The sequence below is a fragment of the Bradyrhizobium sp. CCGUVB4N genome (genome assembly GCF_024199945.1).
Classification (GTDB): Bacteria; Pseudomonadota; Alphaproteobacteria; order Rhizobiales; family Xanthobacteraceae; genus Bradyrhizobium.
In genome coordinates, this window is record NZ_JANADP010000001.1 from 4,593,703 (window position 1) to 4,610,092 (window position 16,390).

Consider the following 16,390-nt stretch of genomic DNA (forward strand, 5'->3'; position numbering starts at 1 on the left):
CGACGCGTCAGCCCGCCGCCATCCCGCCGACGTTCAACGTCTTCCGGATCATCTCGCGCTAGCCGTCCGGACGCCGGGGTATCAGTGGTCCTGAGGCTCTTTCTCTCGGCGGCGTTGCCCAGAGGCCGGCGGTTTCAACGGCAGGTCAGCAGGTGCGACAGCAAAGACTTCGAGGGGCTGGTCGTAGCCTTTGATGTGTCGCTGCCCGAGCGATGCCAACGGAACGCTATCCCTTACCCTTCCAGCGATCGTCGGATCAGCCAGGATCTGCGCGTCCTTCGCGAGATTGCAGAGCCGCGACGCCAAATTCACCACGGCTCCCATCGCCGTGTAGTCCAGCCGACCGTTATAACCAACCGTTCCTACCGTTGCCGGTCCCATCGCAACGCCCACGCCAAAGCCGATCGCGTGGCCGGCGTCGCACCATTTGCCGGCAAGGGACTGCACCGTCGTTTGCAGGTCGATCGCGAGTCGGACCGCTTGGGTTGCCGGCTGTTCGCATGCGACCGGGGCATTGACGAGGAGCATGACTCCGTCCCCATCAAAGCCGATGAGCGTTGCCTCGTGACGAGTCGTCACGGCACCAACGGCCTCGTAGTATTCGCGCATGACGCTCATGATGACATCAGGTTCATTGCGCGTGGAGAACGCCGTGAAGCCGCGCAAGTCGCCAAAAATGACGGCGACTTCACGTCGCTGTCCTTCGAGCAGTTCGTGAGAATGCTCGACCAATTCGGCGACCTGCGATGGCAGGAACTGCTTCAGCCGTTCGATCCGCGCAGATTTCTGTTGCGAGATCGCCAGTTCAGAAGCCATTTCATTGAAGCGCAACGCCAGTTGCTGCAACTCGTCACCGCTGAAGATCCTGATGCGATGCTCGAATTGTCCGGTTCTGATCCGCTCCACGCCCTCTTCCAGTTGCTTGATCGGGCCGGACATTCTGTGCGCGCGCCAATAGGCGAGCGCCAGCGCGACAAGAAGACCGAAGGCAATCAGAATTGACGAGCGCCACAACGCCGCGTGAATTGATGCAAAGGCTTCCGAGACCGGCTGCATCGCGATCACAGTCCATCCCACATCGGCGGCTAGAACGGACAGCGCAACCACCGGCTTGCCTTGGTCCCCGGTTATCACCGCGGCTCCGCTCGACGCGCCAACGAGATGCTTGATCCGGCCGAAACTGCCCGAGCTGGCGCGGCCGCGCAGAACCAGACTGATGTCGGGATGGGCGATCAGATGACCGGAGTCATCGACAACAATGGCGTAGCCGGTCTCGCCAATTCGAATGGCGGCGATGACATCCCAGATCAGCTTCAGATTGACTTCGGCGATCACGACCCCCGCGGTCGGCAGGCTCCCGGCAACCGCGATCCTCATATAGGGCTCTGAATCCCGCTGGTACTGAACCGGCCCGTACCAGACCTTGTTGGCGCGTGCGCCGAGAACAGCGGGATCAGCAGACATATCCATGCCGCGCCCGGTCCTGTTCAGATGCAGCCTGGAAACAAAGATCCGCTCGGTGCCGGCCTCATCCAGAAGCGAAACCGAAACGATTGCAGGTACCTGCTGGAGAAGGCGCAAGGCGTCGATCTTATGTTGCGCATCGTCCCCGGCAGACCAGGGAAGCTGCACCATCCAACCCAGCTGATCCCGGATGCCGTCGGTGAACGCCTCGATCCTGTCGGACGCCGCGCGAGCATCGGCCTGCAGCACCGCGCTGATCTGGCGGCGCTGGTCCCGGTAACCGAAAGACGCCTCGACGGCCGCGCCCAGTATCAAAGGCACGACGGCAGCGACAAACAACGTCGCGAAGTACTTGCAGAACAGCGAGCGACGCGGGGGCATCGTACACGAAGAGGACTGCGCAGCACCGTCGGTCATCAATGCTCTCAGGAGATCACCTTGCTGGCCCGAAACAGGATCGACGACACGTCCAGGTCGATGCCCAGAAGCCTGGCTGTCTTCAGATTGACTGCCAGTTCAAACTTCTCGGGGCGCATCACCGGAAGATCTGACGGATTTTCACCGCGCAAGATGCGATCGGCATACGTGGCAAGCCGAAAGTAGGTCGTGCGCTGGTTTGCGCCGTAACTCAGGAGACCGCCAGCGTCACAATATTCAGACCAGCCAAACATCGAAGGCAGCCGGTGCGCGATTGCAAGCTCCGCAATCTTCGCACGATGCACCAGCGTCACAACATCGGGAAACACGAGGAGAGCATCCGCGTCCACGTTTCCGGCAGCGGTCAACCCATTCTCGATTTCGCGAGCGCCACAGAACGGAACGTAGGCAGCCTCGATGCCGAGATTCCGGCACGACTCCAAAGTCGCACGCCATTCCAGTGGCTCTCCCGGATGATCCGTGTTCGAGAAGACCGCCAGTTTTCGCAGCTTTGGATAGATGTCCTTGAGCAGCTCAACGCGCTTTCCTGCCAGCTCGAGCGACAGGAACGTGCTGCCGGTGAAATTGGTGCCGGGGTGAGCTAGGCTCTTCACCACACCCAATGCGACGGGGTCACCGCTCAGTGCAAACAGCACGGGGATGTCGGTGACCGCGGTCATGGCGCGTGTCGCCGGACCGCTCGAGACCACAAGGTCGATATCCCCTCGCTGCAACTCGGAGACGATCTTGCGCAGTGCCTGCGGATTTCCAGGGGCATAGTGCGTCTCGAAGGTTACGGTCTTGCCCTCGACGTATCCCAGCGCGCGCATTCCCTCGCGAAAGCCGTCCAGGAAGGGATCCGGTTCGGACTCAGTCGAGACCCAGAAGATGCGATGCAGCTTGGCTCCGCCCTGCGCCCGTGCGATCGCAGGCCAGACCAGTCCTCCACCAATCAACGAGATGAACTCGCGTCTTTTCATTCGAGCACCTGTGGAAAGCTGCGCCGTCAGTTCCGGCCGCAGACCAGGATCCTAGCTGTGCATCTGGTGACTGCGATCGGTATCGCGCTCCGCAAGCGGACTGTCGCGACGCCGGCTCCAACATTTGTCGCCGGGAGCATGCTCGGAGATGGGGGTGGTGAGACGATTTGTCCTTGAGATGCGCTTGATTTTTGCTTGAGACCGGCCCGATCGGAATCAAAACGGCCTTACTCGTTGCATTGCGCGGTTTCGGAACACCTCCGGCGCGGATCCGGGCGAGCCACGGCGGCTCAAGAGGACAACCGGAACTCACATCCTGAGCAGTGCGCTCGGCCTTATATATGCGAGACCGCAGCGCGCCTTCGGTAGTCCGTGCGCTCAGCCCGTCCGCATCCCGCCGCCACTCAACGCCCTCCGGATCATCTCGGCGAGCTGGTTGCGGCGGTACGGCTTGGTCAGCAGCATCACGCCGTCGTCGAGCTTGCCGTGGTGGACGATGGCGTTGTCGGTGTAGCCGGAGGTGTAGAGCACTTTGACGCCCGGGCGGCGCTTCGCCACCTCGTCGGCGAGCTCGCGGCCGCTCATGCCGCCGGGGATGACGACGTCGGTGAAGAGCAGATCGAAGGCCTGGCCGGCCTCGATCAGTTGCAGCGCGGCGCGGCTGTCGCCGGCGGCCACCGTCCTGTAGCCGAGGCTCTGCAGCTGCGCAGTAACGAAGTTGCGCACCAGCACGTCGTCCTCGACCACGAAGATGGTCTCGGCGCCGCCTTCGGCCTGCGGGGCGATTGCTGCGGCCACTTCCGTCGTGCCTTCGCCGGGCGGCAGATAGAGCTTGATCGTGGTGCCGTGACCTTGCTCGCTGTAGATCTTGATATGGCCGCCGGACTGCTTGACGAAGCCGTAGACCATGGAGAGCCCGAGGCCTGATCCCTTGCCGACCTCCTTGGTGGTGAAGAACGGCTCGAACGCCATGTCCTGCACGCTCTGCGGCATGCCCGTGCCGGTGTCGCTGACGGCGAGCATGACGTAGGGGCCGGGCCGCACGTCGGCGTTGGCCTGCGCGTAAGCCTCATCCAGCACGACGCGGTGGGTCTCGAGCAGGAGCTTGCCGCCGTTCGGCATGGCGTCGCGGGCGTTGATCGCCATGTTGAGCACGGCATTGGTCAGGCGCGACGGATCGATGTGCGAGGTCATCGGTCCCTGTTCCAGCACGGTCTCGATCTGGATCTGCTCGCCGAGGGTGGGGCGCAGCAGCTTTGCGATGTCGGTGATGGCGGCGTTGATCTCGACGTCGCGCGGCTGCAACGGCTGTTTTCGCGCGAAGGCCAGCAGATGCTGGATCAGTTCGGCGCAGCGCTCGGCGGCGTCGTCGATTAGGCGCGCGGTGCGCTGCAGCTCGGGCTGCTCCTTCAGGCTCGCCACCAGCGTCTCGGTATTGCCCGAGATCACGGTCAGCATGTTGTTGAAGTCGTGCGCGACGCCGCCGGTCAGCTTGCCGATCGAGTCGAGCTTTTGCGACTGGTGCAGCTGCCGCTCGGTTTCGCGCGAGGAGGTCGCATCGTGATAGACCAGCACGGCGCCGGAGATGTTGCCCTGTCCGTCCCGCATCGGCCGGCCGCTGACCATCAGATGGCGCGCGTTGTTGCCGCTGTGCGGGCGGACGATCATCTCCAGATTTTCGAAAGCGTCGCCGCGCAACACGCGCACGGACGGCAGTCCGTCGGACTCGAGCGGCGTGACGCCGTCGCCGTGGAAGACGTCGGACAGCGCGCGCAGATTGCGCAGGTTCGTGCCGGTGCGGTGCAGCAGTATGTGCTCCGCGGCCGGATTGGACAAAAGGACGTTGCCCTCGGTGTCGATCACCAGCACGGCCTCGGCCATGCTGCGGAACGTGCTCTGCAGCACGTTGACCGACAGGCGCAGCTCGTCATGGGCGGTGACGAGGTGCTCGGTGCGCTCGGCAACGGCGGCCTCGAGTTGCTGATTGGCCGCGGTGGTTTCCAGCAGTGAGCTCTGGAGCTGCACGGTGGTACGCCGGCTCTCGCGCAAGAGGATGGTGACGAGCAGCAGGATCACCAGCGCGCCAATGACGTCGATGCCGAGCAGCACGATGCCGGTCCGGCGCGAGGCCGCTTCGCGAGTGGCGCGTAGCTTCTCTTCGCTCGCGGCCAGCCGATCCAGATTTCCCGTGAGCGTCTCCATCAGGCCGCGTCCTTCGCCGCGGTCTCTCAGCGCGTTGGAGCCCTCAATGTCGCCATTGGTGCGCAGCCGAAGCGACTCGGCTGCGACCTCGATGCGCCGAAGGATGAGTGGCTCCGTCGCCTCCATCAGCGCCACCTGGTCGGCATTGTCGCGGATCGCGAGCTTGAGGTCGCCGAGCGCCGGTGCGATCTGGCCGCGGGCAGCCTGGAATTCGTCGATGAAGCCTGCCGTGCGGTAGATCTCATAGCCGCGTAGCGCGCTTTCCGCGCGGCGAACCAGCAGGTGCACGTCGGAGATCTTCTTCAGCACCTCGGCGGTGTGATTGACCCACGCAGCATCCGACCGCGACTTGACGTCGAGCCCGATCGAGGCGGCGGTGATGAGCAGGAGGATGGCAAGTCCAGCACCGAGAATGACGCGCTGCGAAGGGATCAAGGTGCTTCTTTCTGGTCCTTCGGCGGTGCGCTCTCGCCAAGGCATTCCCGGATGGTCGTCAACAGCGTCTCGGGCGTGAACGGCTTGCGCAGGCAGCGCGATGCGCCGAGCTCGAGCGCCATGCGGAGGAAGTCCGGGGAGGGCGAGGCGGATGAGGCGAAGGCGTAGCCCGACATGGCGATCAACGGAATCGCCGGCGCACGCTCGTGAAAGATGCGGATCGATTCGAAGCCGCGCATATGCGGCATGAAGATATCAACCAGCATCACATCAAACGTCTGCGCTTCCAGCGCAGCAAGCCCCGTTTCGCCGCCGTCGGTGAGCGTGACGTCGAAGCCCTGGCGCAGGAGGAGGACCTCGATGGTCGCGCCGACCATCGGATCGTCATCGACCACGAGAATACGCGGCATGACCCTTCCTAGTAGATCGAAGTCCCCACAGCGATTGGTGATATAGGCGAATCGTGCGCCGGGTCAATTTTGGATTGGACCTACATAGGTATGCACGTCGCAATGCATAGCGCCTCTGCGGGTTCCGGGTGGCAGGCGAATTTCGTCGGATTTCAATGACAGGTTGAGGCAAATCCGCACGATCCGCGAAAGCTGCTCCGTCATTGAACCGTTCTGGAGAGGCGTGGCGCATATGTCACCCGACGGGATGATGACGCATGTGGGCAGGTCGAATTACTGCAGAACCATGATCTGCGGAGGTTCTGCGATGACCCGGCTCGGGCTTGATGGACTGCGTTCGCGACAAGACGTGCAAGATCTGAGCGCGGATGATCGCAGGACGTATCGGCGATGGGCTCGCTGCTCATGCGCGGGCTACGCAATCGTTCTCATCGTCCTGTTCGCCGGCTTCTGGTTTCACGACCGCAGCGTGATGGTCGCTCAATCCGTGTCAGAGACCGGAAACACGCCGAGGGGCGGCCAACACAAATGAGAGCGGCGCCGTTGGTCGGCGCCGCTCAGGGATGATGATCTTCAGGCCGCGTTACGGGCAGGGATGACGCAGGCCGTCATAGCCGAGATAGGTGCCGGACGCCGGGTCGTAGGACCGGTAGCGCTGGGCACAATAGGCCGACGAATCGCCGCCGCTGTCCGGCACCACGGCCACGGTCGCACTGTCGTCATAGTAGCTGTTGTCGTAATAGCCATCGCCGTAATACGGGCCGTCGCCGTAATAGGCGTAGGACGAGCCCAGCGCGCCGATCGCCGCACCGGCTGCGACGCCCGGCCAGAAGCCGCCGTGACGACGCCAGCCGCCACCGTGCCAGTTGCCGCCGCCGCCGTTCCATTGGCCTCCGGTCGCTGCGAAGTTGCGGCCGCCACCACCGGTAAAGGCGGGGCCCGCACTGGGGCGCACAGCCGCACCGGCCGCGAAATTGCCGCCGCCGCCACCGATCCGGGGGCCGCCGCCGGCAAAGCCGCCGCCGCCCATGCGGGCGCCGCCGCCGCCACCGCCGAAATGAGCACCGCCGCCACCACCGCCGACATGTCCGCCACCGTGGCCGCCGGGGCCCTGGGCGAAGCTCGGGGTCGCCATCGGAAGAACCAGTGCCAGCGCCGCGGCCGCACTCAAAACTCTCAGACTGTTCATGTTCAAAACTCCTTTCCCGGAAGCAAATCCCTTGAACGGGCTACGGTTCCTGGGATCACGCCGGTTTGCGCATGAGGGGCAGGTTTTCACGGCGCCGCTGTACCCGGCATGAATGGATCGCGACCGATTTGCGGCAGGCAGGGCCGCCCCGTGTCACCGCGTTTGGGCTGGGCACGGCCGCACCGGGCGAACTGGACATTTGGCCGTCCGGATGGCATCAGGACCCCACGAAGCAGGGCCCTTGCCGCATGAAACAATTCTTCCTGAAGCTCTTCACCTGGTGGAACGGCCAGACCTTTGGCACCCAACTCTGGACCTCGCGGTTCGGGGAGCTGGTCGGTGAGGACGAGCAGGGCAACCGCTACTATCGGACGGCCGGTGGCAAGATCGACCCGACGCTCGGCTTCGAGCGGCGCTGGGTGATCTACAACGGCTATGCCGAAGCCAGCCGGATCCCGACGGGTTGGCATGGCTGGATGCATCACGTCGTCGACGTGCCGCCGACCGAAGAGAACTACCAGCCGCGCGAATGGCAAAAGCCGCACCAGCCGAATCCGACGGGGACGGCCAAGGCCTACCGTCCCTCCGGCTCGACGCTCGCCGGCGGCAAGCGCCCCAAGGCGACCGGCGACTACCAGCCCTGGACGCCTGGCTAGTCCCAGGCGCTCTCCATCATCGGTTTGGATGCACGCGCATCCGCATCACGCCGCTGTGGACAACGGGATCAGCGGGGATGCCGGCTGCGTGGCCGTTGCGCCTGCGCCAGCGATGCGGCTCAATGAACCCATCTTACGGAGATGGGAGACCATCGCGTTCGGTTCGGGCAACAGTTCGCGACTGTCCCGAGATGCAGCGGCCGCCGAGGAAGGACTCGATCGGGAGATAGGCCCCCGGTCTGGTAGTTCCGAAATCGCCCGATGAGAATGTGCGCCGCCGTGAGACAGGAAGGGCCGCTCGGGAAACCGGGCGGCCTCTTTCTGTTGGGCTAGGGTCCGCTTGCCGTGTCGCTGCTGGGTCCCGGCTCTGCGCAGCAGCGCAAGGGCGCTGCAGCGCGTCCGGGACACGAGAGCCGCGCTACATCATCCGCTCGGCTGCACGCTTGGCAGCCTCCAAGCGCCGCGCCTGGAATGGCGCGACCCGCTCCTTCATCAGCGCGAGCACGTCTGCCGGCGCAGTATCCGGCGAACCCGCATTGAACGGCGGGGCGGGATTGTACTCGAGGCGAAGTTGAATGGCTTCCGCGGTGGTGCGATCGACCAGCAGCGAGACCAGCTTCAGGGCGAAATCGATTCCGGCGGTGACACCGCCGCCGGTGACGCGATTTCGATCGACGCAGACGCGCGTCTTGGTCGGCGTCGCGCCGAACAGCGACAGCATCTCCATCGCGCTCCAATGGGTGGCGGCATTGTAGCCCTTCAAGAGCCCGGCCGCGCCCAGCACCAGCGATCCCGTGCAGACCGACGTGACGAATTTGGCGCCCTCAGCCTGCTTGCGCACGAAGTCGAGGGTCTCCTCGTCATTGAGGAGAGCGTCGGTGCCGAAGCCGCCGGGAATGCAGATCACGTCGAGTTGCGGGCAATCGGCGAATGTCACCGTCGGCGTCAGCATCAGCACGGAATCGCTTGGCACGGGATCCAGCGTCTTCCAGATCAGGTGCACGGTCGCGCCGGGGACGGATGAAAACACCTGCAACGGGCCGGTGAAGTCGAGTTGGGTGACGCGCGGGAACACCAAAAGGCCGATCTGAAGCGGTGCCGACATGAGAGCCTCCAATGAAGTGCTTGACGCCGGCAAATTGGCACGATGCCCTTCTGTCCAAAATGGCGTATTTCCCTCACTTTCGGACATGAGCATGATCGGCATCCTGATCTTCCCGGATTTTCAGCTGCTCGATGCGGCCGGCCCGATCTCAGTATTCGAGATCGCGGCACGCGCCGGCGACAAGCCGCTTGCGCTGCGCGTGCTGGCGATGACCGCGGGCCCGGTGCGCTCGTCCTCCGGCGTCGAGATGATGGCGCGCGATTTCAAATCGACGAATGCGATCACGACGTTGGTCGTGGCGGGCGGCGCGGGCGTGTCGGCGGCGGCGCGCTGTCCGACGACGCTCGCCTTCGTGCAGCGGCTGGCGAAGCGCGGCGTGCGGATCGCCAGCGTCTGCTCGGGCGCCTATGTGCTCGCGGAGGCCGGCCTGCTCGACGGCCGCCGCGCCACGACGCATTGGGGCCGCACGCGCGATTTCGTCGCGCGCTATCCCAAGATCAAGTTCGAGCCGGACCAGATCTTCACCCGCGACGGCCAGGTCTGGACGTCGGCGGGCATCAGCGCCGGCATCGACCTCGCGCTCGCGATGGTCACCGAAGACCATGGCGAGGAGATCGCGCAGGCGACCGCGCGCCAGCTCGTGCTGTATCACCGCCGCAGCGGCGGCCAGTCGCAGTTCTCGTCGCTGCTGGAATTGAAGACGCCGAACGGCCGGTTCGGTGCGCTGCTGTCGTGGGCGCGGGAAAATCTCGACACCCCGCTGACGGTCGAAAACCTCGCCGACCGCGCCGGCATGAGCGCGCGGCATTTCGCCCGCGCCTTTGCCGCCGAAACCGGCACAACGCCGTCGAAGGCGATCGAGCGGCTGCGGATCGAGGTTGCGCGCGAGCGCGTGCAGTCCTCGCGCGAGGCGATCGAGCTCGTGGCAGAGTCGACCGGCTTCGGCGATCCCGAGCGCATGCGCCGCGCCTTCATCCGTGCCTTCGGCCAGCCACCGCAAGCGCTGCGGCGCGCGGCGCGGGCGGGGTAGCGACTCTCACTTGCCACGCGACCGAGGAGGCGACGATGAGCGGGATGGAGTACAGCAATGAGAACGCGAAACGGCTCCAGAGACTCTATCTCACTAGCGATGTGAAGGCCCAGCGCGCGGACACAATCCGGCAGCTCGATCTCTCTGCCGGCGAGCGCGTTCTCGATATCGGATGCGGTCCGGGCTATCTCTGCGAAACCATGGCGCAGATCGTTGGGCTTCATGGCGCTGTCGTCGGTATCGATGTGTCGACCGACCTGATCGCCGTCTGCAACCGGCAGAAGGCTTCGGACTGGATTTCATATGCCATCGGCAACGCGACGGAGTTGGGCCAGCCCGATGCATCATTTGACGCCGTCGTGTGCACTCAGGTCGCCGAGTACGTCCCTGATGTCGACCGCGTGCTCAGGGAAGCGTTTCGCGTCCTGAAGCCGGGCGGCCGAACGGTTTTTGTCGCAACGGATTGGGACGCCGTGGTGTGGCATTCTGAGAACCGCAAGCGCATGGCCGCCGTCATGACATCATGGGAAGCACATTGTGCCCATCCGCGTCTCCCCAGATCGATGGCCTTCAGACTGATCAATGCCGGATTTCATCTCGACGGAGCATCCGTCTTTCCGATTCTGAATCTGCGGTTCGATGACGATAGCTACAGCAAGGGACTGGCCCAGGGGATCCGGGATTTCGTCAGCCGCACGAACGATGTTTCAGCCGACGATCTCAATGCATGGCACGGCGAATTCGAGCGCCTGACCGGGACGGGACAATATTTCTTCAGCACCAACCGCTATATTTTCAGGGCATCAAAGCTGCCGGCGCGCTGACATGAGAGCGCGCTAGCTGGTGCTGCCTGCGGCCGTCGCGCCGGTTCCTCGCGTCGCCAGCCGCCGCGCGATCGGCGTCAACATGTAGGGCGACAGATGGATCGGAAACTGCGTCATGGCGAAATAGAGCCAGGTCGTGGCCGGCAGCGCGCCGGCGGTCGCGGCGAGCATCAGGCCGAGATTGCGCTGCGACACCATCAGCCCGAGCGCCAGCGCGCGCTCATAGCCGATGCGGCGGAACAGCAAGGTCGTGACGGCGAGCAGGGTAAAATAGATCGCGAACGACAGGGCTGCCAGGCTGATCGTGAAGACCGGCCGCGCCATCAGGTCGCTCACGACATCGCCCATGATCGCGGACGCGAAGATCAGGAGGATGATGATGTTGAAGCCGTCGATCGGCTGCTTGTGGCGCTGGATCGCCGCGGCACCGAAGACCCATCGGATCATGGTGGCGCCCAGCAGCGATGCCGCGAGGATGCCGAGCAGCTTCAGCCCGAGTGTGAGCGGCGAGATAGCCAGCATGCCGCCGAGGAAAAGGCTCGCGAACAGCGACGCGGTGAAGGGCACGATCGCGGTCGCGGCCACCAGCGTGATCAGCACCAGCGTCGCGTCGAGGCCCATCAGCGCGGCCAACGCCGGAGAGGCCATCATCGGCGAGGCCATGCTCTGCAGCATCAGCGCCAGCGACAGGCCGGGCGCGCGCTCGGTGAGCCCGCTCGCATGCGCGATCAGTCCGACGATCAGCGGCACGCCGATCGTGGTCCACGCGGTGGCGGTTGCCACCAGCGCCGGCCGGCGCAGATGGCTGTAAAGCGCCGCGAGATCGACCCGCATGAAGGAGATGCAGAGCAGGACGAGGATCGCCTCGGTGACGTAGGGCCGCAGCAGCGCGCCGAGCGGCGGCACGGCGGCGGCAATGAACACGACGGCGGCCACCGCGCGCGTGCCCTGGCTGCCGAGCCAGGTCAGGCCGCGGACGGGAAGGGCAAAGACGGTTTTGAGCGCGGACGACATTCGGATGACGCTGCTGTCAGCCCAAGGCTCTCAGCCACGCGCCGATCTCGCTGACGGCGAGATTGGCCTGTTGCAGCAATTTGCCCATGGTGAAGAAGCCGTGGAATTGGCCGGGGAAGTGCTTGTATGTGACGCCCACGCCGGCCTGCTTGAGGCGCGCGGCGTATTCGTCGCCCTCGTCGCGCAGGGGATCGGCGCCGGCCGTGAGCACATAGGCCGGCGGCAGTCCGGCCAAGGTCTCGGCGCGCGCGGGCGAGGCGCGCCAGTCGTGAATGTCGGCCGCGCCGTTGAGATAATGGTCGCGGAACCAGCGGATCACCGAATGCGTCAGCAGGACGCTGGTCTCGGGCTCGCTGTGCGAGCCGTGCGTCATGGCGAAATCGACCGCCGGATAGATCAGCACCTGGCCGGCGAGTGCGGGGCCATCGCCGTCACGCGCGGCCAGCGCGACGACGGCTGCGAGATTGCCGCCGGCGCTGTCGCCGCCGATCGAGAGGCGCGAAGCATCGATGCCCAGCTCGCGCGCGTTCGCCGCAATCCATTTGGTCGCGGTGATCGCGTCGTCGGTGGCGGCGGGAAATTTGTGCTCGGGTGCGAGGCGGTAATCGACCGCGATCACGATCAGGGCGCCGGCATCAGCGAGCTGCCGGCAGACGACGTCATGGCTGTCGAGATCGCCGATCACCCAGCCGCCGCCATGGAAGAACACCAGGGCGGGCGCCAGCCCGTCCTTGAGGCGCGGCTCCGTCGGAACGTAGATGCGGGCGGGGATGGTCCCGTGCGGCGCCGGGATCGACAGCGGCGCGACCCGGGCAAGCTCCGGCGGCTCGGGGTTGGTGGCAAAGCGAGCCTGCGCGTAGTAGGCGCGCGCCTCCGCGGCGGTCAGCGTCTCGTAGGCGGGGCGGCCGGCGTCCTGGAAGGCCTTGTAGACGGCGGCGGCATCGGGATCGAGCACGACGGGCATGGGCAGGTACCCCAGAGGTTCTGGTGATCGGTGGACGTCATTTTCGGGGGGCGATGCCCGCGTTCCGCCTCGGGGGGAGGCGGCCGACTATCCCATCCGGAGGCCGGGATGGCCAGCTGGCGGCGGGCAGGGCAGGGATGCCGCCCTTTCCCCGCCGGAAACGGCGGGCTAATTGCATGTGCCTTGTTTTACAGGATTTGGTGAAGTCAGGGGCGCTTTGGTATCAGAAACGGTATCAGAAACGCTTCGTTGCTGACGCCGGTTTTAGCGCAGCTTGACGCTCAAGAGGTTATCGAACGTCTTGGGCGTTTCGTGCCGGTAGGTCTTCCGGATGGTTTCGACCGAGACGCCACAATACTGGCTGACCAGTTCGATATCAACGCCAGCATCAAGATACCAAGTGATCGCGGTATGGCGCAGCGTGTGCCGCACGATCTTCTTGCGCTTGTCGTCGGTCGCCAGCCCGGCCTTCTCGACCAGGGTATCCCACCCGTCGTGAATTCGCTTCACGGGCTTGCCCATGAATTCGACTACGGCACGGTTGGAGATGCCGAGGCGCTGCCAGCGCCGCATATGGGTGAGCAGGCGCGGCGGGAGCGGGATCGTCGGCTGCTGCTTCGAGGTCGCTTCCTTGTTGTCAGGCTTCCGCTTGAAGATGCCGCGCTTGAGATCGACATAGCCGCGATCGAGCGACGGTATCATGGAGGCGTTGCAGATGTCGCCGTTGCGGGAGCCGGTATAGAGACCAATCAGGATATAGCGGGCGATGTGGCGTAGCGTGTGCCGGCCCTTGCTTGTGACCAGCTTGGTCGCCTTCCGATAACGCCATGCGGTCCACAACAGCTTGGCCGCTTCGTCGCGCGTGAGGTAGCGCTCGCGCGACTTCGGGGCAGGCGGCAACGTTGCGCTGAACTTCGGTTGAATGCCGCCCTTCGTCTTTTTGACGCAGCGATTGATCGCAGCCTGCAACAGCTTCAAGTCACGATAGGCGGAAGGCTGCAATACGCGCTCTTCTGCATAGCGCTCTTGCAGGGCGCCATCAAGGTCACCGATGGTGTAGGCGGCAAACCAATTGCCTATACGCTGGACTGCTGAGATCAGTTGGTTCTTGTAGGTCTGACCGATATTGCGCTTGGCGATGTACTGAATTTCGAGCGAGCAAACATCAGTGATCCTGATCGTGTTTACGTCATTCGCGCTCAGTGCTTTTTTGGGATCATGCTTTTTGAGGATGTACGCGGCGAGGGCTTTTTCAGCTCCGACGCGATCATGTTCATCGCATCCAGTGCCAGCGATGCGCTGACCGTCTCGGATGATCCAGAAGACTTTTCCGCTTTCGCGCTTTTGCTTTGCGAGGCGGGGGCCTTTGCTTGGACGCGGCATCTGTCTCTCATGTCCTTGATGTCGGCGAGCGTGGTGAAGTCCTTGCCCGCAATTCTCTCGACCGTCAGAAGCCCTGCACGCGCGCAACGGCGCAGAGCGGCAACAGACATTGAACCATCTGGGAACGCCAGTTCGGCGACGACTGCCAATCGCAATGGTGTCGTCTCGGTGACGGCAGTAAGCGCCGGCAACTCAACACGGTTACGCATCCTTCCTGTCGGGGGCTAGCAATGCGGCTGTGCCGCAGACGTGTCATTGATCGGCCTTCGGCTTGATGCCGAAGCGCTGCAAGGTCAGTTCAACGGCTTGCGTCGCGGCGCTACTGGCGATGTCTTCCAGCGTCGCGGCGGCTTGACCGGACGACAGGAGCCGGTGAACCATTTCGGCATTGAGCGAGCGCTTGTTCCGGCGCGCCGCCGCCACCAGCTTACGCCGCAACGCCTGCGGGATGCGCAGGTTAACCTGCACCACGTCTCCGGCTTTTTCGGTCACCCAGCGCCTCCAGATTCCAACCTATATCAGATTGGTACCATGCTGGGGCTTGGTACCAAAATGATTTTTGACGTTATCGACCGGCAATAGCGGCGCCCGTAAAACGCGGCGCGCAAACCGTAAAAAATCCTTACAGATCAAAGAAGTTATCGACCATGAGCTGCGCCCCATTGCCTTGACGCAACTTGCCCGGCCCGATAGTTGGCAAATAATCGCTTACGCGATTTTGCCCTCGACGTGGACCCGACATGGAGCGGTCAGCGCGACGAGCCTGCAAGGAACGAACCGACCGCGTCCGGACTGGGGACGCCAACAAGTCGGTTCGCAAGGCCAAGCCGGAGGTCCGGCCGCCGTCATTGTGGAGCTGTCTATGCGTGCGGGTCGTAAGCGGATTCCCGGAGACCAACTTCTAGACCATCCGATGCGACGCGCGCTGTTGCGCCACCTCATTGAGCGCGGCGGCTGCTCGACAGCCGTCGAGGCATGCGCGGCGCTCGGCATCGCGCATCGCATGACTCTGCGAGAGCACGCTCGATTGCTCGCCCGAGATGATCATGTCTGGCTCGATTACATCTGCATCAACAGCAAGCGGTCCACGAGCATCACCATCACCCGGCGCGGCAAAGCCGCGCTCGCCCGCGCAACCAATCCCCCGCCAATGTTGGAGTTGAGTCCTTGACCAAAAATTACGCGCCGCCGAGGGCAAACTCGGCAGCGCGCGGGTCTTCTTCGGCGTCACAAGCCAGTGCCGATATAGCGTCGCAAGCGCAGCCCGCGCAAGAGTCCATCGCCTGTTCGCTGCCGATCGATGGTGTACATCTCAGCGCCATCTGGCGCGGCCCGCGTGATCGTTCCCGAGCGATCCAATTCGCGTTGAAGGAATTCGGCGGCCATTCGTTTTTGGACATCCGGCAATACGACAACAGCTCGGGATTCATGATCCCGAGCCGGAAGGGCGTGACGATCTCGGTCAAGCAGCTCGGCAAGTTCGCCGCCGCTGCCGGTGCAGCGTATCGCCAGGCGGTGAAGTTGGGCCTAATCACGGAGCCGTCTTCGTGAAAAAGGCCGCGACGACGTCGCGCATGTATTCGCGCAGCCGCAATGGCAAGCCCAACAGGGTGAAGCTGGGCGGCAAAGCCGTGCCGAAGCACGTCCGCACGATTCCGGGCGCAACACTGCGATGTGACGATCTCGACAGGTATTTCACAGATCGGTACGGCCCGGTGCTGCCCGACGACGATGCCGGGCGTGCCGATGCCCAGATCATGTTGAATCACATCCACTACCGGCAGGCCGTCGACCGGGTATGGCTCATGAACGACTGGCTCGACCGACGAACGCCGTGGCTCCACGGTGAAGAGCGAGAGGCGATGATCGCTGGGGTGTTCCGCAAGCCGATGAAATACACCGCCGACAGGCTCGCCGGGCTGTTGGGCCTGACCTACGCACGGCGCCAGCGGATTGGGATCACCACGATCGGCGCCATTGATGTTGACGCGGAACAGCGCAAGGAGATGCGGAAGGTGAAGAACAAGGAACAGCACGCCAAGCGTCGCCGTGACACCGGCCGGATGTCACGTGACGAGTACGAAAACAGCTCAATCACGAAGATTGCGCCGTGGAAGGCTTTGGGCCTGTCGCGAGCGACCTATTATCGCCGCGAGAAGCAGGCGGCCAATGAGGCAAAAACACATTATGCTGCGGACGGACTTGTCTCACACATTTCGCACGCGCTCGTAACCGTCAGGGTAGCTTGACGATGAGACAAGTGTGTCCGCAGCATACTTACTGTCATTGCTGCGGACGGACTTGTCTCATCAGTGGT

Annotated in this window: 16 protein-coding genes; 6 read left to right on the forward strand and 10 right to left on the reverse strand. The window is 63.9% G+C overall.

Annotated elements, in window-relative coordinates:
* Positions 1-81 precede the first annotated feature (81 nt).
* The 5 genes from NLM31_RS20900 to NLM31_RS20920 form a co-directional block, all read right to left on the reverse strand.
* Positions 82-1,881, reverse strand: coding sequence for an adenylate/guanylate cyclase domain-containing protein (locus NLM31_RS20900; protein WP_254193480.1), 1,800 nt, complete (start codon positions 1,879-1,881; stop codon positions 82-84).
* Positions 1,882-1,889: 8 nt separating this feature from the next.
* The gene (locus NLM31_RS20905) at positions 1,890-2,861 is read right to left on the reverse strand and encodes an ABC transporter substrate-binding protein (RefSeq protein ID WP_254193481.1); all 972 of its coding nucleotides are present in this window, start codon (positions 2,859-2,861) and stop codon (positions 1,890-1,892) included.
* 378 nt (positions 2,862-3,239) lie between these two features.
* A complete protein-coding gene (locus tag NLM31_RS20910) occupies positions 3,240-5,498 on the reverse strand; it encodes a CHASE3 domain-containing protein (protein WP_254131165.1) in 2,259 nt (752 codons plus the stop codon).
* The gene (locus NLM31_RS20915) at positions 5,495-5,908 is read right to left on the reverse strand and encodes a response regulator (RefSeq protein WP_027530880.1); all 414 of its coding nucleotides are present in this window, start codon (positions 5,906-5,908) and stop codon (positions 5,495-5,497) included. Before NLM31_RS20915 ends, NLM31_RS20910 begins: the two co-directional genes overlap by 4 nt.
* Before the next feature lie 583 nt (positions 5,909-6,491).
* Positions 6,492-7,097: a BA14K family protein gene (locus NLM31_RS20920; RefSeq protein WP_254193482.1), complete on the reverse strand. Its 606-nt coding sequence runs from the start codon at positions 7,095-7,097 to the stop codon at positions 6,492-6,494.
* 248 nt (positions 7,098-7,345) lie between these two features.
* On the opposite strand from NLM31_RS20920, the gene NLM31_RS20925 reads away from it, so the two are divergent.
* On the forward strand, positions 7,346-7,753 hold the full coding sequence (locus NLM31_RS20925; protein WP_254131167.1) for an NADH:ubiquinone oxidoreductase subunit NDUFA12: 408 nt from the start codon (positions 7,346-7,348) through the stop codon (positions 7,751-7,753).
* Positions 7,754-8,171: 418 nt separating this feature from the next.
* Here the strand turns inward: NLM31_RS20925 and NLM31_RS20930 are convergent, their stop codons facing one another.
* Positions 8,172-8,858: a DJ-1/PfpI family protein gene (locus tag NLM31_RS20930; protein WP_254193483.1), complete on the reverse strand. Its 687-nt coding sequence runs from the start codon at positions 8,856-8,858 to the stop codon at positions 8,172-8,174.
* 91 nt (positions 8,859-8,949) lie between these two features.
* Between NLM31_RS20930 and NLM31_RS20935 the strand changes: the two genes are divergently transcribed.
* Both NLM31_RS20935 and NLM31_RS20940 read left to right on the forward strand, forming a co-directional pair.
* On the forward strand, positions 8,950-9,888 hold the full coding sequence (locus tag NLM31_RS20935) for a GlxA family transcriptional regulator (RefSeq protein WP_254193484.1): 939 nt from the start codon (positions 8,950-8,952) through the stop codon (positions 9,886-9,888).
* A gap of 35 nt (positions 9,889-9,923) precedes the next feature.
* The gene (locus NLM31_RS20940; protein ID WP_254193485.1) at positions 9,924-10,712 is read left to right on the forward strand and encodes a methyltransferase domain-containing protein; all 789 of its coding nucleotides are present in this window, start codon (positions 9,924-9,926) and stop codon (positions 10,710-10,712) included.
* 12 nt (positions 10,713-10,724) lie between these two features.
* Here the strand turns inward: NLM31_RS20940 and NLM31_RS20945 are convergent, their stop codons facing one another.
* The 4 genes from NLM31_RS20945 to NLM31_RS20960 form a co-directional block, all read right to left on the reverse strand.
* Positions 10,725-11,726 (reverse strand): Na+-dependent transporter, encoded by a 1,002-nt coding sequence (locus NLM31_RS20945; RefSeq protein ID WP_254193486.1) that lies wholly within the window; start codon positions 11,724-11,726, stop codon positions 10,725-10,727.
* 16 nt (positions 11,727-11,742) lie between these two features.
* On the reverse strand, positions 11,743-12,690 hold the full coding sequence (locus NLM31_RS20950) for an alpha/beta hydrolase (RefSeq protein ID WP_254193487.1): 948 nt from the start codon (positions 12,688-12,690) through the stop codon (positions 11,743-11,745).
* A 264-nt stretch (positions 12,691-12,954) separates the two neighbouring features.
* Positions 12,955-14,073, reverse strand: coding sequence for a tyrosine-type recombinase/integrase (locus NLM31_RS20955; protein WP_254193488.1), 1,119 nt, complete (start codon positions 14,071-14,073; stop codon positions 12,955-12,957).
* A 252-nt stretch (positions 14,074-14,325) separates the two neighbouring features.
* Entirely contained in the window at positions 14,326-14,565 is a 240-nt protein-coding gene (locus tag NLM31_RS20960) for an Arc family DNA-binding protein (protein ID WP_254193489.1), read from the reverse strand.
* A 67-nt stretch (positions 14,566-14,632) separates the two neighbouring features.
* On the opposite strand from NLM31_RS20960, the gene NLM31_RS20965 reads away from it, so the two are divergent.
* Genes NLM31_RS20965 through NLM31_RS20975 form a run of 3 tightly spaced genes read left to right on the forward strand, consistent with a single transcriptional unit; the run spans position 14,633 to position 16,322 of the window.
* A complete protein-coding gene (locus tag NLM31_RS20965) occupies positions 14,633-15,244 on the forward strand; it encodes a helix-turn-helix domain-containing protein (protein ID WP_254193490.1) in 612 nt (203 codons plus the stop codon).
* Positions 15,241-15,624, forward strand: a complete 384-nt coding sequence (locus tag NLM31_RS20970) for a transcriptional coactivator p15/PC4 family protein (RefSeq protein WP_254193491.1) — start codon at positions 15,241-15,243, stop codon at positions 15,622-15,624. The genes NLM31_RS20965 and NLM31_RS20970 overlap by 4 nt, the downstream gene beginning before the upstream one ends.
* Positions 15,621-16,322, forward strand: a complete 702-nt coding sequence (locus NLM31_RS20975) for a hypothetical protein (RefSeq protein ID WP_254193492.1) — start codon at positions 15,621-15,623, stop codon at positions 16,320-16,322. The genes NLM31_RS20970 and NLM31_RS20975 overlap by 4 nt, the downstream gene beginning before the upstream one ends.
* The last annotated feature ends 68 nt before the right edge of the window (positions 16,323-16,390 follow it).